This window comes from Companilactobacillus sp. (assembly GCF_022484265.1).
Classification (GTDB): domain Bacteria; phylum Bacillota; class Bacilli; order Lactobacillales; family Lactobacillaceae; genus Companilactobacillus.
In genome coordinates this window covers 977,380-1,003,590 of the sequence record NZ_JAKVLR010000001.1, presented here as the reverse complement: position 1 = coordinate 1,003,590, position 26,211 = coordinate 977,380, and the positions used below count along the sequence as shown (strand labels likewise).

Annotated in this window: 24 protein-coding genes and 1 other annotated feature; of the genes, 19 read left to right on the top strand and 5 right to left on the bottom strand. The window is 39.1% G+C overall.

Annotated elements, in window-relative coordinates:
• The first annotated feature begins 43 nt into the window (after positions 1–43).
• The 13 genes from LKF16_RS05015 to LKF16_RS04955 all read left to right on the top strand — a co-directional run bounded on the left by LKF16_RS05015 (position 44) and on the right by LKF16_RS04955 (position 11,551).
• Entirely contained in the window at positions 44–976 is a 933-nt protein-coding gene (locus LKF16_RS05015; protein WP_291469227.1) for an AEC family transporter, read from the top strand.
• 30 nt (positions 977–1,006) lie between these two features.
• Positions 1,007–1,843 (top strand): histidinol-phosphatase HisJ, encoded by an 837-nt coding sequence (gene hisJ / locus LKF16_RS05010; protein WP_291469225.1) that lies wholly within the window; start codon positions 1,007–1,009, stop codon positions 1,841–1,843.
• 70 nt (positions 1,844–1,913) lie between these two features.
• Positions 1,914–2,142 (top strand) — a binding site (T-box leader).
• A gap of 114 nt (positions 2,143–2,256) precedes the next feature.
• Positions 2,257–3,408: an ATP phosphoribosyltransferase regulatory subunit gene (locus LKF16_RS05005; RefSeq protein WP_291469223.1), complete on the top strand. Its 1,152-nt coding sequence runs from the start codon at positions 2,257–2,259 to the stop codon at positions 3,406–3,408.
• Positions 3,401–4,054: an ATP phosphoribosyltransferase gene (gene hisG, locus LKF16_RS05000; RefSeq protein WP_291469221.1), complete on the top strand. Its 654-nt coding sequence runs from the start codon at positions 3,401–3,403 to the stop codon at positions 4,052–4,054. The genes LKF16_RS05005 and hisG overlap by 8 nt, the downstream gene beginning before the upstream one ends.
• The gene (hisD, locus tag LKF16_RS04995) at positions 4,054–5,340 is read left to right on the top strand and encodes a histidinol dehydrogenase (protein WP_291469219.1); all 1,287 of its coding nucleotides are present in this window, start codon (positions 4,054–4,056) and stop codon (positions 5,338–5,340) included. Before hisG ends, hisD begins: the two co-directional genes overlap by 1 nt.
• 11 nt (positions 5,341–5,351) lie before the next feature.
• Positions 5,352–5,936, top strand: coding sequence for an imidazoleglycerol-phosphate dehydratase HisB (gene hisB / locus LKF16_RS04990; protein WP_291469217.1), 585 nt, complete (start codon positions 5,352–5,354; stop codon positions 5,934–5,936).
• Positions 5,936–6,562, top strand: coding sequence for an imidazole glycerol phosphate synthase subunit HisH (hisH, locus tag LKF16_RS04985; RefSeq protein WP_291469215.1), 627 nt, complete (start codon positions 5,936–5,938; stop codon positions 6,560–6,562). The genes hisB and hisH overlap by 1 nt, the downstream gene beginning before the upstream one ends.
• Entirely contained in the window at positions 6,543–7,268 is a 726-nt protein-coding gene (gene hisA / locus LKF16_RS04980; protein WP_291469213.1) for a 1-(5-phosphoribosyl)-5-[(5-phosphoribosylamino)methylideneamino]imidazole-4-carboxamide isomerase, read from the top strand. The genes hisH and hisA overlap by 20 nt, the downstream gene beginning before the upstream one ends.
• On the top strand, positions 7,258–8,016 hold the full coding sequence (hisF, locus tag LKF16_RS04975; protein ID WP_291469210.1) for an imidazole glycerol phosphate synthase subunit HisF: 759 nt from the start codon (positions 7,258–7,260) through the stop codon (positions 8,014–8,016). Before hisA ends, hisF begins: the two co-directional genes overlap by 11 nt.
• Complete coding sequence (hisI, locus tag LKF16_RS04970; RefSeq protein WP_291469406.1) at positions 8,016–8,336, top strand: phosphoribosyl-AMP cyclohydrolase; 321 nt, start codon at positions 8,016–8,018, stop codon at positions 8,334–8,336. The genes hisF and hisI overlap by 1 nt, the downstream gene beginning before the upstream one ends.
• Positions 8,337–8,339: 3 nt before the next feature.
• Positions 8,340–8,672, top strand: coding sequence for a phosphoribosyl-ATP diphosphatase (gene hisE, locus LKF16_RS04965; RefSeq protein WP_291469208.1), 333 nt, complete (start codon positions 8,340–8,342; stop codon positions 8,670–8,672).
• Between the two features lie 9 nt (positions 8,673–8,681).
• Positions 8,682–9,749 (top strand): histidinol-phosphate transaminase, encoded by a 1,068-nt coding sequence (gene hisC, locus LKF16_RS04960; RefSeq protein WP_291469206.1) that lies wholly within the window; start codon positions 8,682–8,684, stop codon positions 9,747–9,749.
• A 467-nt stretch (positions 9,750–10,216) separates the two neighbouring features.
• Complete coding sequence (locus tag LKF16_RS04955; RefSeq protein ID WP_291469204.1) at positions 10,217–11,551, top strand: dihydrolipoyl dehydrogenase family protein; 1,335 nt, start codon at positions 10,217–10,219, stop codon at positions 11,549–11,551.
• 39 nt (positions 11,552–11,590) lie between these two features.
• Here the strand turns inward: LKF16_RS04955 and LKF16_RS04950 are convergent, their stop codons facing one another.
• Positions 11,591–12,565, bottom strand: a complete 975-nt coding sequence (locus LKF16_RS04950; RefSeq protein WP_291469201.1) for a MucBP domain-containing protein — start codon at positions 12,563–12,565, stop codon at positions 11,591–11,593.
• A gap of 513 nt (positions 12,566–13,078) precedes the next feature.
• Positions 13,079–15,301 carry an ATP-dependent Clp protease ATP-binding subunit gene (locus LKF16_RS04945; protein WP_291469199.1) on the bottom strand — a complete coding sequence of 741 codons (2,223 nt, stop codon included), beginning with the start codon at positions 15,299–15,301 and terminating at the stop codon, positions 13,079–13,081.
• A gap of 302 nt (positions 15,302–15,603) precedes the next feature.
• Here LKF16_RS04945 and LKF16_RS04940 point away from each other — a divergent pair, with 302 nt between their 5' ends.
• The gene (locus tag LKF16_RS04940; protein ID WP_291469197.1) at positions 15,604–15,870 is read left to right on the top strand and encodes a phosphocarrier protein HPr; all 267 of its coding nucleotides are present in this window, start codon (positions 15,604–15,606) and stop codon (positions 15,868–15,870) included.
• A complete protein-coding gene (gene ptsP, locus LKF16_RS04935) occupies positions 15,870–17,594 on the top strand; it encodes a phosphoenolpyruvate--protein phosphotransferase (protein WP_291469196.1) in 1,725 nt (574 codons plus the stop codon). Before LKF16_RS04940 ends, ptsP begins: the two co-directional genes overlap by 1 nt.
• A 45-nt stretch (positions 17,595–17,639) precedes the next feature.
• Here ptsP and LKF16_RS04930 read toward each other — a convergent pair whose 3' ends face one another.
• Positions 17,640–18,155 carry a hypothetical protein gene (locus LKF16_RS04930; protein ID WP_291469194.1) on the bottom strand — a complete coding sequence of 172 codons (516 nt, stop codon included), beginning with the start codon at positions 18,153–18,155 and terminating at the stop codon, positions 17,640–17,642.
• Positions 18,156–18,716: 561 nt separating this feature from the next.
• Here LKF16_RS04930 and nrdJ point away from each other — a divergent pair.
• The 4 genes from nrdJ to LKF16_RS04910 all read left to right on the top strand — a co-directional run bounded on the left by nrdJ (position 18,717) and on the right by LKF16_RS04910 (position 24,429).
• Positions 18,717–20,963, top strand: coding sequence for a ribonucleoside-triphosphate reductase, adenosylcobalamin-dependent (gene nrdJ, locus LKF16_RS04925; RefSeq protein ID WP_291469193.1), 2,247 nt, complete (start codon positions 18,717–18,719; stop codon positions 20,961–20,963).
• 133 nt (positions 20,964–21,096) lie between these two features.
• Complete coding sequence (locus LKF16_RS04920; RefSeq protein ID WP_291469191.1) at positions 21,097–21,516, top strand: CopY/TcrY family copper transport repressor; 420 nt, start codon at positions 21,097–21,099, stop codon at positions 21,514–21,516.
• Positions 21,516–23,588 (top strand): heavy metal translocating P-type ATPase, encoded by a 2,073-nt coding sequence (locus LKF16_RS04915; protein WP_291469189.1) that lies wholly within the window; start codon positions 21,516–21,518, stop codon positions 23,586–23,588. Before LKF16_RS04920 ends, LKF16_RS04915 begins: the two co-directional genes overlap by 1 nt.
• A 418-nt stretch (positions 23,589–24,006) precedes the next feature.
• Positions 24,007–24,429 carry a hypothetical protein gene (locus tag LKF16_RS04910; RefSeq protein WP_291469187.1) on the top strand — a complete coding sequence of 141 codons (423 nt, stop codon included), beginning with the start codon at positions 24,007–24,009 and terminating at the stop codon, positions 24,427–24,429.
• A gap of 65 nt (positions 24,430–24,494) precedes the next feature.
• Here the strand turns inward: LKF16_RS04910 and LKF16_RS04905 are convergent, their stop codons facing one another.
• Together LKF16_RS04905 and LKF16_RS04900 are read right to left on the bottom strand one after the other, a co-directional pair.
• A complete protein-coding gene (locus LKF16_RS04905; protein WP_291469185.1) occupies positions 24,495–25,487 on the bottom strand; it encodes a sensor histidine kinase in 993 nt (330 codons plus the stop codon).
• Positions 25,488–25,496: 9 nt separating this feature from the next.
• On the bottom strand, positions 25,497–26,171 hold the full coding sequence (locus tag LKF16_RS04900) for a response regulator transcription factor (protein WP_291469183.1): 675 nt from the start codon (positions 26,169–26,171) through the stop codon (positions 25,497–25,499).
• Positions 26,172–26,211: the final 40 nt, after the last annotated feature.

Sequence of the window (26,211 nt, the reverse complement as noted above, 5' to 3'; positions counted from 1 at the left end):
ATTAATAATAGGTAAAACTACTAATTAGGGGGACTTGAGACTAGTGGATATTGGACAACTTTCAAGTCAAATTTTATTATTATTCGGATTAATGTTAGTCGGCGTGATCATTGGAAAATTGAAGTTTATGCAAGCACAAACATCTAATGATCTGACCAACATTTTGATATATGTTGTATCGCCATGTTTGATCTTGAACGCTTTTGAACAGCCTTACTCGCCATCGCGGATCAAATTATTCCTGCTGGCTTTTTTAGGCGTGGTGATTTTATATTTTTTAGAAATTATTATTTCCAAATTGGTTTTCATGCGTGGAAAAAATGCGAATATCCAGCGGATCTCGACATACGGTAGCGTCTATTCCAATGCTGGATTCATGGGGATTCCACTGATCAGTGCCTTGTTTGGTTCAACCGGTGTATTTTATGGAGTCGTTTCTTTAGCTGCATTTAACTTGTTTAATTGGACTCACGGAATCAGTCTGTTTTCTCATCACGGTGAAGTTGATGAACCAATCAATTGGAAAAAGATTTTACTGAATCCGAATTTTGTCGCTATTTTAATTGGTCTAATAATGTTTCTAACCTCATTTAAGTTACCAGGCACGCTCAATAATGTGGTGAAATATGTTGGCTCAATCAATACGCCTTTGTCGATGATCGTGATTGGAAATAGTTTGACAAGAATTAAGTTCAGTCGAGAAATGTTGGAAAAAAATCTTTGGCTGAGCTTAATGCTGCGTAATTTAATTTATCCAGCGATCGGAATTATCATTCTTAAATTGCTCGGTGTAACTGGGACGGCTTTTTACACGACGGTTATCATGGCAGCTTGTCCAGTCGCCGGGTTAGTTGTGCTGTTTACTTTGCAGTCTGAAAACGATCCTGCACCGGCAATTTCTCTGATGAGTTTGTCGACTTTACTGTGTCTGATTACCATTCCAATTATTTTTACCTTGAGTAATCTTTCATTTTAGACTTATGATAAGTGGCAAAGGAGTGATCGAATGTTAGTAGATGGACACACACACACTGAGTTTTGCCCACACGGAAGTCGCGAGCCGGTGGAGAAGATGATTCAAAGAGCAATCGGTCTTGGATTGCAAAAGTATTGCATCACAGAACATGCACCATTGCCACCGGATTTTGTTGATAGCTATCAAGGAAGTACTGACGGCGTCACTGAAGCATCGATGGAATTAAGCGATATGCCATCCTATTTGAAATTGACTAAAAAACTTCAACAGAAGTATCGAGATCAAATTGAAATTTCAATTGGCTTTGAAGTTGATTATTTAGAAGGCTTTGAAGATTTTACCAAACGTTTCTTAGATGAATACGGACCGCAAACACAGGAAAGTATCCTGTCCGTTCATTTTATGAAGGGTACTAATGGTAAATTCTGGTGCGTCGATAATGGAGTCGATGATTTTGAAAATGGCTTCAAAGGCTTCTTAGATACTCCACAACACGTGTTTAATGAATACTATCAAACAGTTAATAAGTCCGTTTCTGCTGATCTGGGCCAATATCGTCCACAAAGAATCGGTCATATGAGCTTGGTGAGAAAATACCAAGACCACTTCCACATTACTGAAGATCTAGATGCCAAAAACTTAGAATTAGTTGATGATATTCTGAGAAAAATTAAAAACCAAGATCGTCAATTAGATTTGAACTTGGCTGGGCTTTATAAACCTTTATGCAATGATTTTTATCCAGGTTCACAAATCCTCAAAAAAGCTGAAGGCTTGTCTATTCCCTTGGTGTATGGCTCGGATGCTCACGATATCGAATCGGTCGGTCGAGGATTTCACTTAATTAATTCTATAACTGCCTATTGACATAATGTATATTCACGACTATTATTAATCTTAAATTAAACGAAAGATTAATTTTACTAATCAAATTTTAATAAAAGTCATGAATAGGAAAATTAGAAGTCAATCACTCGCAAAGAGAGTTTCGGTAGCTGAGAAGAAATGGATATTGATTTTGAACACACACCTACAATTAACTTCAAAACTGAAACTAGTAAGTTTTGACGAGCGGTTCGTTATCCCAGTTGACACAGCCAACATGAGGTTTAATTCGCAAGGATTAAACAAAGGTGAGGTGGAACCACGTTATTTACGTCCTCTAGCATTAATTTGCTAGGGGATTTTTGCGTTTCTAGAGGTAACATATTTTACCTCTAGAAAATAATTGAATGGAATGTCATGAATTGATTAGTAAAAAATTACACGGAGGCGTTGATATGAAAAATAATTTACTACCACTTGGAACTAGAGACGAATTTGGTCGTCGGGCTTTTGAAAAACAACATATTATTTCTGTCATCGAAGATACCTTTGCTGATCGCGGATTTGCCAAGATATCGACGCCTCTGATTGAAAAACAAGCCGTTTTTGAACCTTATCAATTAGGCAACAATCAGATGTATCGCTTGTTAGATTCAGAAGGTGACACGATTGTTTTAAGACCAGACATGACGTTACCGATTGCCAGATTTTTAAGTTCAACCAATGTTTCGCTACCACAAAAATTTTGGTACGTCGGAGATATCTTCCGAGTTGGCCGCAAGTTGTCAGGTGCATATAACGAATTAACGCAAGCGGGCATTGAATTAGTCGGTTACTCATCGATCAAAGCGGAGTTTGAATGTTTGGTCTTGATCAACCAACTAAGTCAAAAATTATTAGACGAATCAGTTGAGATTGAGTTAGGTATCGCCGATTTTGCAAATATTGTTTTATCGGAATTAACTGATGATGAAGATCTTAAATCGGAAATAGCCGAGGCACTATTTGAAAAACGCGTTCCTAAATATGAACAATTGATTCAACAATTTGATCAAGATTCAACCTACAAATTCTTACTCAAGTGGCCACGACTTTTTGGACAACCGGATAAAATTTTTGAACAATTAAAACAATTTGATTTATCAACAGCAGTTGAAGAACGAATAAACGAATTAAAGGAAGTGATCGACTGGATGAAACAGACCATGCCAGAACAATCAGTTTCAATCGACTTGAGCAGTCGAGCACCACAGACTTATTACACAGGCTTGACCTTCAAAGGTTTTTCAAAAGCAGGTTCAGGATATTTGTTCAGTGGCGGACGTTACGATAAATTGCTATCGAATTTCCAAGACGTCAACGAGTCAGCTGTTGGTATGGGCGTCAACATCGACCAGATCACCGACTTAGTCGTTTTGAACAGTCAAAAGAAACAGAAAAATCTCATTTATTTCAAGGCTGAGCAATGGCAACAAGCTGAAGAGCTCTTACAAAAAACGGACAATGGCATCTTATCTTTATCAGATAACCTTGATGCAGCAAAGTCTGAAGCCAAGAAACTAAATGCTAATTTGATCAACATGACAGAAGGTGAATACATTGACTGAGAAGAGATTAAAAATTGCATTAACCAAAGGACGAGTTGAAAAACAAGTTATCCCGCTATTAGAACAGGCTGGTATCAATTGCGACCAAATTAGGAATAAACAACGTCGTTTGATTTTTGATTCTGAAACGCAACCTTATCAATTTATCCTGGCAAAAGGTCCAGATGTAAACACCTTTTTGGAACGAGGAGCTGCTGATATTGGTATCGTCGGGAGCGACATATTGACTGAACAACAAAGTTCTCAATATGAACTTCTCGACTTAGACATTGGCAAGTGTCAATTTGTCTTAGCCTCAACGCAAAACTTCGACCCAGATGCACCACGTCGTAAGATCATCGGCACCAAATATCCACTGATCACGAAACGTTACTTTGATTCATTAGGACAAGACGTTGAAATTATCAAAATTGAGGGCTCAGTTGAATTAGCTCCGTTAACAGGTTTAGCTGATGCCATCGTTGATATTACGGAAACTGGGACTACCATCCGCGAGAACCATTTAAAGATATTTGACCGTTTAGATAAAGTTTCAACTAGATTAGTTGTCAATCGGATGTCGTTAAAGCAACAACCAGAAGCAATCTTCGACTTTGTCGATCGTTTGAAAAAAGTCGTCGATCCAAAATTTGAGGAGGAAGCATAATGAAAATAGTTCAAGAAAATCTTGCAGAATTGGAAAAAATGGTCCAAATGAAGACGCGCCAACTAAACGATCCTAAGGTCGTTGCTAGCGTCAGTGAGATCATTAATAATGTCATCGAGAATGGCGACCAAGCTTTAAAAGATTATGAAAAGAAATTTGATAACGTCGACATTGATAACTTCAAACTCGACCAAAAGGTGATCGATGAAGCATACGATAACCTAGATGAAGATGTTAAAAATGCCCTATTCTTAGCAAAGAAGAACATTACTAGCTTCCACAAAAAAGAATTGGAAGATGGCTTTATGGACAGTGAACAAAAGGGCGTCCTAAGAGGTCAAAAGCTGGTACCACTTGAAAAAGTCGGTTTGTACGTACCAGGCGGTACAGCTGCTTATCCTTCAACTATCATGATGAGTGCTTTGCCGGCTAAGATTGCTGGCGTTGATCAAGTAGTTATCGTGACACCTCCACAAAAAGACGGCATCAATCCCGCTGTTTTAGCCGCTGCTAAGATCGCCGGTGTTGATGCAATTTATCAAGTTGGTGGCGCACAAGCAATTGCTGCTTTAGCTTATGGGACTGAGTCAGTTCCACGAGTTGATAAGATCGTTGGTCCTGGAAATATCTTCGTTGCTACAGCTAAAAAACAAGTCTTCGGACAAGTTGCCATTGATATGGTAGCCGGACCTTCGGAAATTGGTATCATCGCTGATGATTCAGCTGATCCTCGCCAATTAGCAGCCGACCTCTTGTCACAAGCAGAACACGACAAGTTAGCAAGACCAATTTTAGTAACTGATAGTTTGAAACTCGCTAAAGCAGTTAGTGAAAACGTTGATTCACAACTTAAAGTTTTGCCACGTGAAGAAATTGCCACCGCATCAGTAAATAATAAAGGCTTTATCGCCGTGGTTGAAAAAATCGACGACATGTTTACCTTGATGAATACCGTTGCCCCTGAGCACTTGGAAATTCAATTGGAAGATCCAACTCAATATTTGAATCAAATCAGAAATGCTGGATCAGTCTTCCTAGGTAAATATGCATCAGAACCACTTGGCGACTATGTTGCCGGTCCTAATCACATTTTGCCAACTGGAGGAACTGCTAGATTTTCATCACCACTTGGCGTTTATGATTTCGTTAAGAGAACCTCATATATTCAATACACTAAACCAGCTCTTGAAAAAGAAGCTAAATCGATCACAACGCTTGCACGTGTCGAAGGACTTGAAGGACACGCTAGAGCTATCGAATCACGTTTTGGAAAATACTACGACTAGGAGATATTAGGATGAGACAAGCTACGATTGAAAGAAAGACACAAGAAACACAAATCAAGATCAGTTTGAATTTGGATGAGCAAAGTGGAATCAAAATTGATACTGGAATTGGCTTTTTAAATCATATGTTGAACTTGTTTGCTAAGCACGGTCGGTTTGGATTGATCGTCGAAGCACATGGCGATTTAGACGTCGATCCGCACCACACGACTGAAGATACTGGTATCGTCCTAGGCGAATGTTTCAAAAAAGCTTTGGGAGATAAGGTTGGTATCGAGCGTTATGGGACTGAATTTGTTCCGATGGATGAGACTTTAGGACAGGTCAGCGTTGACTTGAGTGGACGTTCATACCTAGTCTTTGACGCTGATTTTGAAAATCCACGCCTCGGCGGTTTGGATACTGAAACGGTCGAAGACTTTTTTCAAGCAGTAGCTTTTGCTTGCGAAATGAATCTCCACGCTCGAGTACTGTATGGAAGAAATACTCACCACAAGGTCGAGAGCTTGTTTAAGGCATTTGGACGGGCTATGCGTGACGCCGTTACAATTAATCCTGATATTATAGGAATTAACTCAACGAAAGGTGTGATCTAATGTTTGCAATCGTTGATTACGATACAGGTAACACACTGAATCTGAAAAAAGCTTTGAATTACGAAAACATCGAAAATAAATTGACCGCTGATCCAGATGAGATCCTATCAGCGGACGCCGTTGTACTTCCTGGCGTTGGTGCGTTTAAGGCGGCGATGGATGCGTTAGAAGAACGTAATCTAGTGGAAGTCATTAAACAAGCTGCCGCTAAAAAAATTCCGATGTTAGGTATTTGTTTAGGCATGCAATTGTTGTTTGAAGACAGTGAAGAATATGGTTTGAATAAGGGGCTCTCATTGATTCCCGGACACATCAAAGCAATTCCTGAATCCTCTGGTCTAAAAGTTCCCCAAATGGGTTGGAATCAAAACCAACTCCAACAACCAACTAGTGACTTTCAACTAGTTGATCAACAATACACCTATTTCGTTCACTCATATTATGCTGACTGCGATCCTAAATACATCGTTTCCAGCGTGGATTATGGCGTACAAGTTCCAAGTATCGTTCAAAATGGCAATGTGGTCGGCATGCAATTTCACCCTGAAAAGAGTGGGCAAGTCGGACTAAATTTACTACAAAAATTTCAAGAGATGGTGAAGCAAAATGATTTTTCCCGCAATTGATCTTCATAATGGACAAAGCGTCAGATTATACCAAGGCGACTACGATAAAGTCACTTTGATCAATAAAGACCCTGTCGCACAAGCTAAAGACATCATTAATACCGGCGTAAACCAATTGCATTTAGTTGATCTTGACGGCGCAAAGACTGGTCGACCAGAAAATTACACCGTTATCTCAGACATTCGAAAAAATTTCGACGGATTTCTGGAATTGGGTGGTGGCATCCGTGACGAGAAAATCGCCTCAATGTATCTCGATTTAGGTATCGACCGCATCATCATTGGTTCGGCAGCTATTGAAAATCCTCAATTTGTCAAAAAGCTTTTGAAGCGTTATGGCGGAGATCGAATCGTCATTGGCGTCGATGGTTCTAACGGTAAAGTAGCTGTCAACGGCTGGCTTGAACAATCAGATGTCAAAATGTCAGACTTGATCAAGACTATGATGGACGATGGTGCTAAATCATTTATCGTGACGGATGTAGCTCGTGACGGGACGATGCAAGGTCCAAACTTAGATCTATTGATGAAGCTATATCAAGAGTTGCCAAAGGCTAATCTAGTTGCCAGTGGCGGGATCAGAGATCTCAAGGATTTGCACAACTTGAAAGCTTTAGGCATCACTGACGTAATTATCGGGAAAGCACTTTATGAAAAAACTATCACCTTGAAGGATATTGCGGAGGTGGAGAAAAATGCTAGCTAAACGAATCATCCCTTGTCTAGACGTTGATGATGGACGAGTAAAAAAAGGCGTCAACTTCGTCAATTTGACTGACGTTGGCGATCCAGTAGAAATTGCTTCAGAGTACCAAAAACAAGGTGCTGACGAATTAGTTTTTTTGGACATCACCGCTACTAACGAACAGAGAAAAACTATGATCGACGTGGTTGAAGAAGTTTCCAAACAAGTCTTCATGCCATTGACGATCGGTGGTGGAGTCAGTTCTGTTGCTGACATTCAAAACTTGTTAAAGGCTGGCGCAGACAAAGTAGCAATCAATTCCGCCGCAGTTTCAAATCCAGACTTGATTACACAAGGAGCACAGAAATTCGGCAACCAATGTATCGTTGTTGCAATAGACGTCAAGTATGACCCAGAGACGCAAAAATCCTTTGTCTACACACATGGTGGCAAGCAAAAGACTGATTTAGAAGCAATTCCCTGGGCTAAAGAAGTGGTAAAAAAAGGTGCTGGCGAATTATTAGTTACTAGCATGGATAAGGATGGTACCAAAGACGGATTTGATATCGATCTTTATCAAAAATTAAATCAAGCAGTTAACGTACCGATCATCGCTTCTGGTGGTGCTGGTAAATTAGCTGACTTCAGCGAAGTATTTCAAGAAGCCAATGTTGATGGAGCTTTAGCCGCATCAGTGTTCCACTATGGCGAATTGACTATTAGCGATGTGAAAGATTATCTCAAATCAAAAGGAGTCGTGGTCAGATGATCGAACCAGATTTTTCAAAAGGATTATTAACAACGATCGTTCAAGATGCCGACACCAAAGAAGTTTTGATGGTCGCTTGGATGAATCAAGAAAGCTATAAACGCACAGTTGAAAGTGGTCAAACTTGGTTTTGGTCACGTTCAAGACAGGAACTCTGGCACAAAGGCGAAACTAGCGGAAACTTTCAAGACGTGGTGAACTTAACGTTAGACTGCGACCAAGATACGCTTTTAGCAGAAGTCCATCCACACGGACCAGCTTGTCATACCGGACACCACAGTTGTTTCTTTAATCCAGTTGAAGTAGAAAAGAAGGAGTAAGCTATGCAAAATTTAGATGAATTATATGCAATGATCCTTGACCGTAAAAATAATCCTAAGAAGGGTTCATACACTGATTATTTGTTTACCAAAGGATTAGATAAGATTTTGAAAAAGGTCGGCGAGGAATCGACCGAAGTGGTCGTCGCTGCCAAAAATCCTGATAAGCCCCGTGGAGATGGCGAACTAGTATATGAGTCTGCTGATCTGCTCTATCACTTGTGCGTTTTGTGGGTCGAACAAGGTGTAACGTTTGACCAGATCAAACAAGAATTAGCCAAACGTGAAGGTTTGATGAGTCAATTTAAGGACCGTCCCGAAATCAAGGATCTCTAGGAGGCAACTATGAAAAAAGCGATTGAGGAGTTACAACCGTATATCCCAGAACAACCACTAGAAGAGCTGCAATCTGAATTAGGACTATCGAAACTAGTTCGCTTATCAGCTAATGAAAATCCTTATGGGACTTCTGAAACTGTCAAAGACGCTGTCGTCAACTGGGCTTATTCGCAAAGCAATCGTTATCCCGATGGAGATGCGACTGAATTGCGTAATTTGATCTCAGAGAAATTCTCACTAGATCCTAAGCAAATTGTCTTTGGGGTTGGTCTAGATGAGGTCATCGTGATGCTGTCACGAGTATTTCTGGAACCAGGGGATGAAGAGCTCATTTCATCGCCAACTTTTTCAGAATATGCATTGCATGCTGAAATTGAAGAAGCCGTTATCAAAAAGGTTCCAGTCCTTGAAAATGGCGGGATCGACTTTTCTAACATGCTAAAAGCCATTACAACCAAGACTAAGCTTGTCTGGATCTGCAATCCTAATAATCCAACGGGTACGTTTGAGACTGTTAAGGATATTGAAAATTTTGTTAGCCAAGTTCCAGCTGACACTTTAGTTTTGGTTGATGAAGCCTATATCGACTTTGTCTCAGAACCCAATGCAACTGCGATGGATCTGACGAAAAAATATCCTAATATCGTTGTCATGCGGACTTTTTCTAAGGCCTATGGTTTAGCTAACTTCCGCGTTGGCTATGCGGTATTTTCAAAAGAGGTAGCAGAACAAGTTCAAAAGGTCCGTTTGCCTTATAACGTTAATTCGATTGCCCAAGTAGCAGCTACAGCAGCGTTTAAAGACCAGAAGTTCGTTGACGATGTGGTCAAAAATAATGCTGAGCAACGAACTCAACTAGAAGCCTTCTTTGATGAACAGGGGATCAAGCATTATCAAAGCCAAGCTAACTTCATCTTTTTTGAATATCAAGATGCGGATAAGCTAGCGGACTATCTTTTGCACAACGGCTACTTGATCAGAACCGGCTTGAGACCAAACTGGTTACGCATTACCGTCGGTACTGCAGATGACAATCAAAACATCGAACAATTGATCAAAGAGTTTTCAAAATAAGTAATTGTGAAATAACTTTTTTCTACCGTTAATTAAGAGAGAACCTGATATCATTGGGTTCTTTCTTTTTTTGTTGGTGAATGATTGATTGATGGTCGCTTCTCCGATTTTTAGTGGAAACGTGAAAAAAGCACCCTGAGACAGAGCCCACTCTCCGTCTCTGCCACCCTTATGCTCCGCACTCAATACGTGTTTTTTTTTCTCTGATTTTGAAACGCGAAAAAAGAAAATGAGGCAGGACACATAAGCTCGCCAAAGACTGCGGGGCGTGACGCCATCCTATGAGCACCTTTTAGCGGTAGTCTGCGAACGATAGTGCAAGGAGAGCCCACTCCGTCTCTGTCAATCTTATGTTCTTGCCTCAGACCTTTCCTTTTTACGCTCTGTCTATTTTGAGCATATCTATTGTCATGATATTCGAATTGAATTAATTTGAATATATAAGCTTGTTTAATGGAGGGATACATATGGCTGAAAATTATGATTATGAAGTGCTTTATATTGGCGCTGGTCACGGAACTTTCGATGGGGCAGCCCCACTAGCTGCAACTGGCGTTAAGGTTGGGATCATTGAAAGTGGCTTAATTGGCGGAACTTGTCCTAATCGTGGCTGCAATGCCAAAATCAGTTTGGACGAACCAGTTAAAATGGTCCGTGAAAGAGAACGACTGGGTGACGTGTTAGATGGCGACATCTCGATGAATTGGACTCAAAATGTTGTTCACAAACAAGAGATCATCGACGTTATTCCTGCTGGATTGACCGCAAAGTTGGAGAATGCCGGTGCTACGATCATCAAGGGATATGCTAAGTTTAAAGATCAACACACGGTATTAGTGGATGATACCAAACCAGTTACCGCTGAAAAAATTGTTATTTCAACTGGACTGCGTCCACATCGTTTGGATATTCCCGGAACTGAATTAGCTCATGATAGCGAAGATTTTATGAACCTTCAGACTATGCCAAAAAATGTCACGATCATTGGTTCTGGTTATATTGGCATGGAATTTGCAACAATGGCTAATGCTGCCGGTTCAGAAGTAACTGTCATGTTGCACAGTGACAAAGTATTGCGGAAATTTTATCAACCATTCGTTCAACAAGTTGTGGATGATTTGAAAAAACGTGGTGTTAAGTTTGTGGAAAACGCCGATATTAAATCATTTTCTGAAGAAAACGGTAAATTTGACGTTACTTATCAACAAGATCAGCATTTATCCACTGATTGGATCTTAGATGCGACAGGCAGAATCCCCAATGTGGAAAACTTAGGATTAGAAAATGTCGGCGTTAAATTTGATAAAACCGGCGTGATCGTTAATGATCATCTACAAACAAACGTTGAAAATATTTATGCTTCTGGAGACGTCATTTCAAGCGACCAACCTAAGCTTACGCCAACTGCATTTTTTGAATCCCATTATTTAATGAAACTATTTGCTAGACAAACGACTGATCCAATTGATTTTCCAGTTATTCCATCAGTCGTCTTCACTTCACCAAGAATTGCTAAAGCAGGGATGTCAGTTGAAGAGGGACAAGAAAAAGGCTATACGATCACTGACAACGACTTAGCCAACTATTGGTACTATCAAATTGATAAGGAACAGATTGCTGCCAGTAAGCAGGTCCACGATACGGAGGGACATTTAGTCGGTGTGACCGAAATCAGCGACCAAGCTGAAAACACCGTTAATACATTGCTTCCAGCTATCGAATTTAAAATGAGTCGCGAACAAGTCGGTAGATTGATCGGGATTTTCCCAACCATCGGATATGCTGCTTGGCACAGAGCCTAATATGCAAATAAAAATGGAAGCCATCAGGCTTCCATTTTTTTATAGATCTAGGTATTTACTTTCAATATAATTTCCGTTGTCTAATTGTGCCCAGACGCTGTTATTGTCTAGCTGCAATAATTTTTTGACATAGACAGATTGGCCACCTTGATAGCGAGTGTTGATGATCGTGCCATAAGGAGTTTCCCAAGTCGTGATGTCTTGATTATCGTAAAAAAGAATTTTGACCGGGCGATTGATATCCATGCTGTTAATGACAGAGTATGTAAAACTGATGTTGTCGACGCTTGCACCAAGTGGATTGTCGAGCAACTTTTGTTCCTCTGAAAAATGATTGATAGTGAATGTCTTGATATCAGCTTGATCGGAGACCCAAATATCTCCACCTAAGTTGTACCAGACTACTTCGTTGTAGTTTTCTTTGACAGCTTTGAAAACTCTCCAAGTAGTGTCATATGGCAAAGGTTGGTTCAATGGAGACTGTCCAGCTGGTTGTTCGTACACAGGGACGTTGTTGTTAGTTTGAATAAATAGATTCTTAGGGATGTCGTAATCATCCATTTGCATCGTATCGTAGATGAATTCATATTCTTGGACTTTATCAGAGAAACGTCCAGTGACGTTTTTAGGATAGTCGACCAAAAAGTTGCGGGCTTCAGGCAATGGTTCAGCTTGATAGCTCTTGTTGAGGTCGCCAGTTAAATACTGTGGATCAGAGATCAACTCGCCTTGAGTATTACGGTGATAGACGATCACAGGTGCAGCCATTTGTGTAAAGTAGATCAAGTAGATGCCATCGGAATTAGGGATGAAAGTTTGTTGGAAGTTTTGAATGGACGACAAAACATACCCAGGGATAGTTTTCCAAGGCATTTTTAAATTATCCAAATAATGACCAGTCAGAGTAGTGGATTCAGCTAATTTATTCCCATTTGAATCAATATAGTGAACGTCGATCTGAATGTCATCGCGAGAAAGTTTTTTGACATTATTATTCATTAAATTGTTTTCCATAGACTTTTTCCTATTATGAGAGCTGAACAGTTTATGACTATGTTTCCCCATAATAATCCCTTCTATAGCATTAGATTATGGTCATTCTATCATATGCCAGACAAAGGCTAGAGACTTTCAAAGGTAACGTAATGAACATTAAGAAATTCTAAATAAAACCTGAAGAAAAGGTGAATAAATTAAAGGTCTGAATAAATGCTGAACTAGAAAGTGATATTGCACAAAAATTCTTACTCGAAATATATTTGAATTATTCTTTAATTTTTATAAATTGGCATTTTTAGCGTCCGCGAAAAAATGAATACAACTGCATGGAAGTTTTCGGGAACTTGAACTAAACCAGATCAGGCGGAAGAAAACATTGATAGGAGCCAACATGTCACGGACCCCAAAAATCGATATTTTCTGGAGTCGGGTCCCAACAAACCAAACAAAAAGAGCACCGACCAATGTCGATGCTCTTTTTAAAGACTAAATAATTATAAGTGTCTAAGCCTATTATTTTTAAAAAGTCTATTGTTCTTTTTTAGCGGCAGGAGCCGGAGTCGATTCCATCTTTGCGATAACGATCTCACCGTTAACTACCTTAGCTTCAAGTTTCGAAGTATGTGGGTTATTCAAGAAGTAATCAGCGACCTTATCTTCGATTTGTTCTTCAATAACTCTTCTAAGTGGACGAGCGCCCATCTTAGGATCGTAGCCAAGATCAACTAATTTCTCCTTAGCGTCCTTAGTTACATGAATTGATAATCCTTGATCAGCGATTGATGCATTTGTATCTTCAAGCATCAAATCAACGATCTTAACTAGGTTAGCCTTAGTTAATGAATTGAATTCAACGATTCCATCAAATCTGTTTAAGAACTCAGGTTTGAAGTAATCTGATAATCTATCCATAACTGAGTGCGTTTCACCAGAACTCTCAGCACCAAAACCAACATTTGCTTCAGCTTCGTTACCTTGGCCAGCATTTGAAGTCATGATGATGATTGTATCCTTGAAACTAACAGTTCTACCCTGTGAATCAGTTAAACGTCCATCGTCAAGAATCTGCAAGAACATATGCATTACATCTGGATGAGCTTTTTCAATTTCATCTAACAAGATCAAACTGTAAGGATTACGACGAACCTTTTCAGTTAACTGTCCAGCTTCTTCGTAACCTACATACCCTGGAGGCGAACCGATCAACTTAGAAACTGAGTATTTCTCCATGTACTCAGACATATCGAATCTGATCATTGAATCTTCAGTACCGAAGAGTTCCTTAGCAAGTTGTTTTGCTAATTCAGTCTTACCAACACCAGTAGGTCCTACAAATAGGAAGGAACCAATTGGACGACCTGACTTGTTGAAACCAACTCTGTTACGACGAATAGCTCTAGCAACATCGCCGACAGCTTTATCTTGTCCAATCAAGTGAGCCTTTAGATCAGGTTCAAGATTCTTCAATTGTGCTTGTTCATTAGACTTCAATTCACCAACTGGAATATTAGTTTTTTCTTCGACGATTTTTTCAATATCTTTTTCAGTTACGGTTGAGTTTGATTCAGGTTCTTTCTTAGCACTTTCCTTCATATCTTGATACTTTGTAACTTGATCACGATAAAAGGCAGCCTTTTCATAGTCTTCATTTCTTAATGCAGCTTGTTTTTGAACTTCTGCATCTGAAATCTTATTATCGATTTCTGACATATCAACGTGATTGATCTGCAAGTTCTTCTTTGAACCAGCTTCATCGATCAAGTCAATTGCTTTATCTGGTAAAAATCTATCTTGGATGTATCTTGCTGATAATTCAGCAGCACCTTTAATAGCATCTGGTGAGAATTTCACGTGATGATAATCTTCGTACTTAGGTTGCAATCCCTTGAGAATTTGAATCGTTTCATCAACTGAAGGTTCTTCAACTTGAACAGGTTGTAAACGACGTTCCAGAGCTGAGTCCTTTTCAATTGTCCGATATTCATTCAAGGTTGTAGCACCAACTAATTGAAGATCGCCACGGGCTAGGGCAGGTTTCAAAACGTTACCTGCATCCATTCCACCTTCGGCATTACCAGCACCAACAATTTCGTGAATTTCATCAATAAATAGGATAATGTCTTGGTTCTTTTGTAGTTCAGTGATCAATTGTTGCATTCTTTGTTCGAATTGACCTCTAACACCAGTTCCTTGAACCAATGAGACAACATCCAAACGAATTACACGTTTGTTTTGTAATTTTTCAGGGACATCTCCGTCGACGATCTTTTGTGCAAGACCTTCAACGACAGCTGTCTTACCAACACCAGCTTCACCAATTAGAACTGGGTTGTTCTTAGTTCTTCTATTTAATATTTCAATTACTCGGTTAATTTCTTTATCACGGCCAATAACTGGATCGATTTGACCTTTCTTTGCTTGAGCAGTCAAATCTACTCCGTATTGGTCAAGCACACCATTTCCAGGACGACGACCACGATTACCGCCACCGCCAAGACCGGCTTGCGTTTGGGGACCTTGTTGTTGCTCAAAACCATTGTTTGGCTGAGCACCGCCATTCATAGCGTTGAAGAGGTCTTCAAAACTTGAAAAACCGTATGGATTTTCTGCCATATTATTCATACCCTCGCTAGCTTGATTTCTTAGTTTCTGATAACAGTCTTGGCAGAGATTGACTTCAGTTCTCTTACCATTGACGCTTGTATATAAGTGTATTGTTGCCTGATTCTTGTGGCAATTCTGACAGAGCATTCGCACCCCACCTTTCCTTATTTCAGAATACACAGGTAGTATACAATTAGCACTCGAGGTATGCAAGTGCTAAGGCTTGGAATTCGTATTTTTTTATTTCTTCTATTATATTGTGTATAAAAATTTTTCATAATGATGATTTTCATGACAAAACCTGTAAGCGTTGTACGACCAATCATATAAGGGGATAGACACTCTTAAAATAAGAGAAAACACTTGTGAAGGCTGTTATATAATGGTAAATTAAAAGTTGAAGATTGTAGAGTATCTACAGAATTTAAGAATATGAAGAGGTATTAACTATGGAAAACAAAGACTTTCACATTATCGCAGAAACAGGTATTCATGCACGTCCAGCAACAATGTTGGTACAAACTGCAAGTAAATTCAGTTCAGATATCAACATCGAATTCAATGGTAAATCAGTAAACCTTAAGTCAATCATGGGTGTTATGTCACTTGGTGTTGGCCAAGGATCAGATGTTACAATCACAGCTGACGGTGACGACGCTGCCGACGCTATCTCAGCTATTTCAGAAACAATGACAAAGGAAGGACTTGCTGAATAATGGTTCAAACTATCAAGGGAATCGCAGCCAGTGATGGAATTGCCACTGCGGAAGCTTACCTTTTAGTTCAACCAGATCTATCTTTTGACAAGAAGAGCATTACAGACGCTGATGCCGAGATCAAGCGTTTGCAAGATGCCATTGCTAAATCAGATGCAGAACTTACGAAGATCAGAGATATTGCCAAAGTATCTTTAGGTGATGAAGAAGCTCAAGTATTTGATGCTCACAAGATGATTCTGGCTGATCCAGAGTTCACAGGTGCTATTGAACAACAAGTTAAAGATCAAAAGGTTAATGCTGAACAAGCATTAAGCGATGTATCAAATAACTTCATTCAAATTTTTGAAGGTATGACTGATAATGCCTACATGCAAGAAAGAGCTGCCGATGTGCGCGATGTTACAAAGCGTGTTATGGCACACTTACTTGGTGTAGAATTACCAAATCCTTCATTGATCGATCACGAAGTTATCATCGTTGCTCATGATTTAACTCCTAGTGATACAGCTCAACTTAACAAGAAATATGTTAAGGGATTTGTAACTGATATCGGTGGACGTACAGCTCACTCAGCCATCATGGCTCGTTCGCTTGAGTTGCCTGCCGTTGTTGGTACAGACACAATTACTAAAGATGCTAAAGACGGTGACAAGATCATCGTTGATGGCTTGAATGGTGCTGCCATACTAAAACCTTCAGACGAAGATGTAAAGCATTATGCAAAACTAGCTTCAGACTTTGCTGCTGAAAAAGCAGAATGGGAAAAACTCAAGGGTGAAGCAACAGTTACAGCTGATGGTAAACATTTCGATGTTGCCGCAAATATCGGTACACCTGACGATTTAAAGGGTGTTATTGATAACGGTGCTGAAGGTATTGGACTTTACCGTACAGAATTCTTGTACATGGCCTCAGATGAACTTCCAACTGAAGATGATCAATTTGAAGCTTACAAGACAGTTCTCGAAGGTATGAAAGGCAAGCCAGTTGTTGTCCGTACAATGGACATCGGTGGTGATAAGCATTTGCCATACTTACCACTTCCTGATGAAATGAACCCATTCTTAGGATATCGTGCTATTAGAATTTCTCTTGATAGACAAGATATCTTTAGAACTCAATTACGTGCCTTACTACGTGCTTCTGCATTTGGTAACTTACGTATCATGTTCCCTATGATTGGTACTCTTAACGAATTCCGTGATGCTAAGAAGGTATTCGAAGAAGAAAAGGCTAAATTAGTTGCTGACAACGTCAAAGTATCTGATGATATCCAACTAGGTATGATGATGGAAGTTCCAGCTGCTGCTGTATTAGCTGACCAATTCGCTAAAGAAGTTGACTTCTTTAGTATTGGAACAAACGACTTGATTCAATATACAATGGCTGCTGATAGAGGTAATGATCGAGTATCATACTTGTATCAACCATATAACCCATCTATTCTTAGATTGGTTAAACATGTTATTGATTCAGCACACAAAGAGGGTAAATGGGCCGGTATGTGTGGAGAAGCTGCTGGAGACAATATTATGGTTCCACTACTTCTTGGCATGGGTCTAGATGAATACTCAATGAGTGCTACTTCAGTTCTTCGTGTTAGAAGTTTAATGAAGAAGTTAAGCACAGCTGATTTGAAAGAATTAGCAGAACGTGCTGTAACTGAATCCATTACAAACGAAGATAACAAGAAGTTAGTTGAAGAATACTTAGAAAAATAATTAAACAATAAAAGCCAAACGAGAATTTCTCGCTTGGCTTTTTTTCTAGCTTATTTTCATGGAGTATTTGGTAATGTTTTTATTGCCAGGGATCATAAATGAAAATTCCGGTACCTGATTGCGTTGTTCATAAGTACCTCGATCAGCATAAAAATGGACGATGACATCTAAATTTTTCTTCTGAATATCCTTAAATTTAAGATGTTTTCCATTGACGTCGGTGATAGTTTCCGCAGTTTTACTTTGTCCGTAAGGGATATTTAAAAACATATTGTTGCCGAGCTTGTAATTCTGGTCCTGTATTCCCAAGAAACTGTGATGGGAACGATTGATGTGCATCAATACGTTAGTTGCAACAGTGGTTGCAGTTTTGTCAGTTTGAATATCCTTGACGGTAAAATCGATTCCATTTGCCTGGACCTCTTGGCCTTTTTGAATTTGGATCTCGTTGATCTTTGGATAGCCACCTGACCGTGATCGAATGTATAAAGAACCAAAACAAACGAAAAATACTACTAGTGACCAAACGGTGGTAAATAATAATGGATGATGGTGTCTCATAAAAAGCTCCCAACTGTTACAAAATTTTGGATAGTGACGTCAAATTTGGCCGATTTAAGCGCATCTAACGTCAGGTTAATATAGATTTAAACGATATTAGACTCAAACTCTCAGAGCTTGTCAGAGCGATTTTGAAAAATATGGTTATTTACGTAAATAAATAATCGTTTTACAAATAACTTTCAACAGAATAAATGATAACACGATATATGTTATGGTAGATATTCGCTTTTTTCTTATTTTTTATAATATTATTTATCCAAAAATTAGTTTTGCTTAAAACCTAGTTTGAATGTTTACCCAAATTTGTATTAATTTTTCAGGCATTAAATACAACAATATGCAAGACAAAATAATGACAATTTCATTTTATTGTCATTATTTTGCTTGTGAAAAAATTGCTCCTTGACACTGTCACACATAGACGGCAGGCGGACGGAAGCTCGTGATAAAAATTTGTTTCACATCATTTCAAAAAAATATTTTTAACACTATATGTTGTTAACCAGAAATAAAAGAGCTACTATATGTAGTGTTATAAATATTTCTGAGGTGAGCTTAATGGACATTATCAAAACAAAAATTGAACTTAGTCAAGAGTTTATTGACCAAGTCAAAGAAGAAATTAAACCACACTGGGGTGAACTCGGTTGGGTCACATATAAAAGAACATATGCACGTTGGATTCCTGAATTAGGACGTACAGAAAACTGGGACGAAACAGTTAAACGTGTAATCGAAGGAAACATTAATCTCGACCCTAGATTGCAAGCTAAGACAATCAGTACACAAGATTACAACGAATTAGTTGATGAGGCTAAGAACCTCTTCAAATTAGTTTACGGATTGTCAGCAACACCATCTGGTAGAAACCTCTGGATCTCTGGTACACCTTACCAAGACAGAAATGGCGATGCTTTAAATAATTGTTGGTTTATCGCTGTTAGACCACAAAAGTATGGTGACAGTCGCATCGTGCCTGAATATTTGGATAAAGACACAAAGGCTGTTTCAATGCCATATTCATTCATGTTTGACCAATTGATGAAAGGTGGCGGCGTTGGTTTTTCAGTCGTTCCTTCAAACATCGAACAGATTCCAGCAGTAGATGTTAAAACAGATCTGACAATTTTGATTGGCAAGGACAGTGCATCTTATGACGAATCAATTAAAGCTGGTGCTGTTGACCGTGACGAATGGTTAGCTAACAATGATGTTGACGCTGGACGTTTCTATAAAATGCCAGATTCACGTGAAGGCTGGGTCGTAGGTAACGCTACTATGATCGATAACCACTTTAGTGAAACAAATCCTGAAAACACAGCTCAAGTCGTGCTTGATATAACTGACATTCGTGCCAAGGGTGAAAAGATCAAGGGCTTTGGCGGTACTGCTTCAGGTCCTGTTCCATTGATTGAAATGCTCCAAGATATCAACGAATTGTTGAACGACAACTTTGGCAAAAAGTTATCATCAGTTGACGCTACTGATATCGGCAACATGATTGGTAAGACGGTTGTTGCAGGTAACGTTCGTCGTTCAGCTGAATTAGCACTTGGCGGTGCTGAAGACCAAGACTTCATCACTATGAAACAAGATAAAGATAAACTTTATCATCATCGTTGGGCTTCCAACAACTCAGTTGCTGTTGATTCAATGTTTAACGACTATCAACCAATTGCTGATTCAATCCAACACAATGGGGAACCCGGAATCGTTAACCTGGACTTGTCGCAACACTATGGTCGTATCATTGATGGTTACAACGAAGACGCAGATCCAGAAGTTGAAGGAACAAACCCTTGTGGCGAAATTTCTCTAAGTAACGGCGAACCTTGCAACTTATTTGAGATCTTCCCACAAGTTGCTAGCGAACAAGGCTGGAACTTGGAAGAAGCTTTTGCTTTAGCAGCTAGATATACAAAACGTGTAACATTCAGCACTTATGACTGGGAAGTTTCACGTAATGCGATTGCTAAGAACAGAAGAATTGGTGTTTCAATGTCTGGTATCCAAGACTGGATCTTAACTAACTTTGGCCACCGTGTCGTAACTGACTTTGAAGATGCAGTAGACTCTGAAACAGGCGAAACATACAAGAAACCTATTTACGATCCAGAAATTGTCAAAGAAGTTGAAGACATGTATCAATCAGTTGTTGATGCTGATAAAGAATACTCAGATACATTGCACTGCAATACTTCAGTTAAGCACACAACTGTTAAACCATCTGGTACTGTTGCTAAATTAGCAGGTGTTTCAGAAGGTATGCACTTCCACTATTCAAACTACTTGATCCAAAGAATCAGATTCCAAGATACTGATCCATTGCTTCCAGCATTGAAGGCATGTGGTTATAAGATCGAACCTGATGTTTATACCAAGAATACAATGTGCGTTGAGTTCCCAGTTAAGGCAGAAAACGCTGATTCAGATAACTTTGCATCAGCTGGTAATGTCTCAATTGCTGAACAATTTGCCACACAAGCATTCTTGCAAACTTATTGGTCAGATAATGCTGTCAGCTGTACAGTTACTTTCCAACCTGAAGAAGGTAAGGAAATTGCACCTTTGATGCGTCAATATCGTCATATCACCAAGTCAACATCATTGTTGCCATACAGTGGAGACGCCTTTGAACAAGCACCAAAGGAACCAATCAGCAAGGCTAAATATCTTGAAAAATTAAGCGAGATCCATGGCGACGTAGCAACAGAATTTGCCAAGGAAAACGACAATCATGATAAGAAAGACTTAGATTTAGTTGATCAATCAGACTGTGCCAGTGGAGCATGTCCTATTAGATAATTAGTAACAATTAGAATTGAATACGATAAAAAGACTAAAAGCGTACTTTTAGTCTTTTTCTTTACAATCTACGTTTACGGATGTAAACTGTATTTGATTAGGATTACAAATGTAAATTAATGGAGGTATTCACATGAGAAATATTGAAACGATGAGTGATGCCGAATGGAATGTTATGCGGATTTTTTGGACATTAGGCAAGGGTACTAGCAAAGATGCAATTATGTACCTCAAACGCAAGATTGACTGGAAAGAGGCCACAATCAAGACCTTGATCGTCAGATTGCAGAAGAAAGATTTTTTGAAGGCTGATGAAACTTCTCGTCCGTATATTTATACGCCAACAATCAAAGAAGAAGATGCCATTGACCAAAACGTTAATCGTTTGTTCAACAGTTTGTGCTGTATGCGAAAAGGCAGAGCAATCGAAGATCTGATTCAAAACTCTGAGATTTCAAAAAGTGATATCAACGATATGATCGAGTTACTCAATAAGAAGCAGGAGACCGCGCCAGATAAGGTCGAATGCGATTGTTTGGGAGATGCCAAATAATGAAAAATATGAATAATGACGAAATGCACATGGATCATGAAAATATGGATATGTCATCAATGTCTGATATGTCAGGTATGCATAGTGGACACATGATGATGATGCACGGTGGCATGATGATGGATATGGGAGACTTACGAAAAAAATTCTGGATCTCATTAGTCTTGGCTATTCCAGTATTCATTTTGTCGCCATTTATGGGACTGCATTTACCATTTCAATTTCAGTTCCCTGGGTCTGATTGGATCGTCTTGATCTTATCCAGTATTTTATATTTTTATGGTGGAAAGCCGTTCTTTACTGGAGCCAAAGCTGAGTTAAAGGAAAGAAAACCAGCCATGATGATGTTGATCGTCATGGGTATCAGCGTGGCATACATATACAGTTTGTATGCTTTTGTAATGAATAATATGGTACGTTCTGACCAGCATATTATGGATTTCTTCTGGGAATTAGCTTCCTTGATTGTCATTATGCTATTGGGTCATTGGATCGAAATGAAGTCCACCATGCAAGCAGGTAGTGCATTGGACAAAATTTCTTCATTGGTCGCTGATCAAGTTCATTTAGTTAAGGGCGACCAGATCGTAGAAACTGATATTAATCAAGTCATTTCCGGCAGTGTCGTTGAAGTTAAGGCCGGTGAGTCGATTCCACTTGATGGTGTGGTCGTCTCTGGAACTAGTTATGTCAATGAATCGTTGATCACAGGGGAATCTAAAGCTGTTCGTAAGCAAAAAGCCGATAAAGTCGTTGGCGGTTCGATCAATGGTGAAGGTACCATCCGAGTCCAGGTAACTAAAACTGCCGATGAAGGATATTTGTCACAAATCAGCAAGCTAGTTTCTGATGCTCAAAACAGTAAATCAAAAACTCAAGTATTAGCTGATAAGGTTTCTGGCTGGCTATTTTATGCAGCATTGTCAGTCGGAATCATCGCATTCATTTACTGGTTGATTTTTGGATCAGTCAGCGTGGCTTTAGACCGGTTAGTGACCGTTTTGGTCATTGCTTGTCCACATGCCTTAGGATTGGCAATCCCACTTGTAATGTCGCGTAGCACATCTATTGCGGCTACTAACGGATTGATCATTCGTGATAACCAAGCCATTGAAAATAGTCGTCACATCGACTACGTTGCAATGGATAAAACGGGTACCCTAACAGAAGGTAAATTCACTGTGAATGGTTTGAAATCAACCTCTGATAAATATTCTGATACAGACATCCTTCACTTTGTGGCTGGATTAGAGCAAGGTTCTAGTCATCCGATTGCTAGTGGCATTATGGCCAAAGCCAAAGCTGATCAGGTTGATCCGCAGAAGTTCGAAAATGTTCAAGCAATCAAAGGTTATGGTATGAGCGGTGAAAATTCTACTCAAAAATATTTACTAGTTAACATGAAATATCTAAATGAACACGAAATTAAATTTGATGCCAAAAATGTTCAGCCTTATTTGGATAAAGGGAATACCGTCAGCTATCTAGTTGTCGACAACAAGGTGATCGGCTTTGTCGCCTTAGGAGATAAGGTCAAGAAGAATTCTATCGAGTTTATCAAAGAACTCAAACAGCGGAATATCACGCCAATTATGTTGACTGGTGACAATAAGGCAGCGGCAATTAACTTTGCTAAACAACTCGGAATTGATGAGTTCAAAGCTGAACTATTGCCCGAAGATAAGCATCAAGTGATAAAAGATCTCGAATTAGATGGTCATCGAGTAATGATGGTTGGCGATGGTATCAATGATGCACCAAGTTTAGCCAGTGCCACGATTGGCGTTGCCATTGGTGCAGGGACTGATGTTGCCATCGATTCAGCTGATGTTGTTTTGTACAATAGTGATCCACATGACATCATCAAGTTCTTGGATTTAGCAAAAGAAACTTATCGTAAACAAGTTCAAAACTTATGGTGGGGAGCAGGCTACAATATCATCGCTATCCCACTAGCAGCCGGCGTTCTAGCAGGAATAGGCTTTATTCTCAGTCCTGCCGTCGGTGCAATCGTAATGTCACTTTCAACCGTGATCGTTTCGTTGAATGCAATGACTTTAAGAAAAATATAGCAAAATGGCTTGGATTCCAGATGGGACCAAGCTATTTTTGTGCATTTGAGAAAGGTGTATTTCGTTGACAGTTAGCAAACGTCAGAGTTTAAATTTTGATGTAATTCATTTTTTTTGGAAAAATTTACAGGGATCATGATTAAATTCTGATAGGGGAAGCACAATGAAAAATAAATATTTGCTCAGTTTGTCGCTGATTTCGTTATTGTTGTGAGGTGGTTGTGGTAGCCACCAAGCAAATTCAACAACTAAAGCGTCAGCTAAAAAGGACACAACAACTAAAGTTGCTCATAAGAAAAAGAAACCAGCTGAGCCAAAGAAATCTACAGCTGAAAACAACCAGCAAGCAAATAATGTTGCTGCTGATAAACCAGTACAAAAAACAAATGCAGCACCACAACCACCCAAGACGCCAGCAATGAACTTAAATGAGATCAAGAATGGATCGTATGCAAGTATAGTTGGTAATTGGAAGGAAGTGGCCACAAGTGCCAATCATCAAGACATGACTGGCAGCCACTGGGGACCAGTAAATCCAGATGATAAGATAACCATTTCCAATTCTCAGATTGTTAATATGGATAGTACCTTGTCAGGAAATATGATTACAGGTGGAAACAATCAATCCAATCCGGCACAATTTCGAAATGATAATGGAGCTTTAGAAATTATGGGTGATGCCGGTGCGGCCTTCGTATCTTTTTGTTTTTATCCGAAGGGAATAGCATTAAGTGCTACTGACTGGGGTGATGATATTCCAGAAGTTATCAAAACTAATACGGAGAGAATTGTTCTTCGATCAAGCAATAACGACTATATTCAGGTATATACGAGAGTTTAATATTTTTAGAAAAAAGTGCCCTATAATCACAAACTTCAAAGTCTGTTTGATTATGGGACACTTTTTTATTGGTAATATGGCAAGTCAGCAAAGGTAATGATTGTTTCGGTTCCTTTGCCAACGGTAGATTTCACGTAAATTTGATGACCTAATTTATCGATCATCTTTTTAACTAAGTACAAGCCGATACCGGTTGCTTTGCTGCCGGTCTTGCGGCCGTTTGATCCGGTAAAGCCTTTTTTATAAATTCGGCTCAAGTCTTGTGGCTCGATCCCAATTCCGTTGTCTTTAATGTGAAGCGAAATATCGTTTTCATCGGTCGTGGTAAATATCTCAATGCGACCGCCTTGGTCAGTATATTTCAAACTGTTAGCGATGATCTGGTTCAGAATGAAACTGAGCCATTTTTCATCAGTCAAAACTTTGTCATCAGTGATATTCAAATTAATACTGATGCGTTTGTTGATGAAATTACGTTTATTATTTCTGATGGAAGCTTTGACGATGTCGTTTAAATTTTGCTCTTGGATCAAATAATCGTTGGAAAAATTATTTAATCTAGCAAAATACAAGGCTTGATCTACTAAATAATCGATCTGTTCAGTTTCTTCGCTGAGCAGTTGCGGGTCTAAGTCTGTGTCTTGAGCCAGTTTTAAAGCTGCTAAGGGGACTTTGATGTCGTGGACCCACGACTCAGTGTACTCTTGCTGTTCTTTTTGATTCTGATACAAGTCAGTTAATTCTTTACGATATTCAAGCACAATATTATTGATTTTTTCTTGAATAAATTTTTGTTCGTTATTTTTAGCGCCGCCTAATTCTTTGGACAAATCCTCTTGGTAATTGTTCAAATTGATGTACCAAGATTTTTTACGATAATAAGAAAAGCCGATACAGGCGATTGTAATGATGATTGCCAACACCCAGGTGTAAATCAGCGTTCCTTTTTGAAAATTGACGAAGGGGTCAAAAAATAGGACGATCTCGATGAATGTGACGCCAAGTATGACCGAAACAGCTAATAAAAGATGATCACGTAAATATTTGTAAAAAGACATCATGACCTCCTAAGGGATGATATATCCTTGTCCAACTTTGGTAACGATATAATTGGAAAGCCCATTTTTTTCAAATTTATTTCTGAGTCGGTTGATGTTGACTGTCAATGTATTATCGTCAACGAACCTCTCATCGTCCCACATGAAGTTGAGCAACTGTTCCCGAGAGACAATCTTACCTTGGTCCCGTAAAAGTCTCTGAAGGAGCTTATATTCATTTTTAGATAAGTCGATTTTATTTTCGCCAATTTCGACCGTGCTGTCGGATAAATTCAATTTTAAACCGTTGTGTTCAATAATATCGCCACTAGCTTGGGTGAAATCGTAAGTTCGACGCAACAACGCATTGATCTTGGCAATCAGAATATCGATCGAAAAAGGTTTTTCCACGAAATCGTCAGCACCCATGTTCATTGCAATGATCTGGTCCATGTTGGAATTGCGCGACGAAATGATAATGATAGGAGTTTTCGAAACCTTTCTTATTTCTTGATTCCAAAAATAACCGTCCCGAATTGGCAAGTTGATATCTAACAATACCAAGTCTGGGGCGTAATCTTTAAATTGTTCCATAATTGTTTCAAAATTTGTGACCACGTAAGAATCCAACTGCCATTTGGCAAGGTTCTCGCTTATGAGTTTAGAAATTGAAGGGTCGTCTTCAATAATCATTATTTTAGCCATGTTTAAACCACCCTCGTGATAAAATAAATACACTATCTAA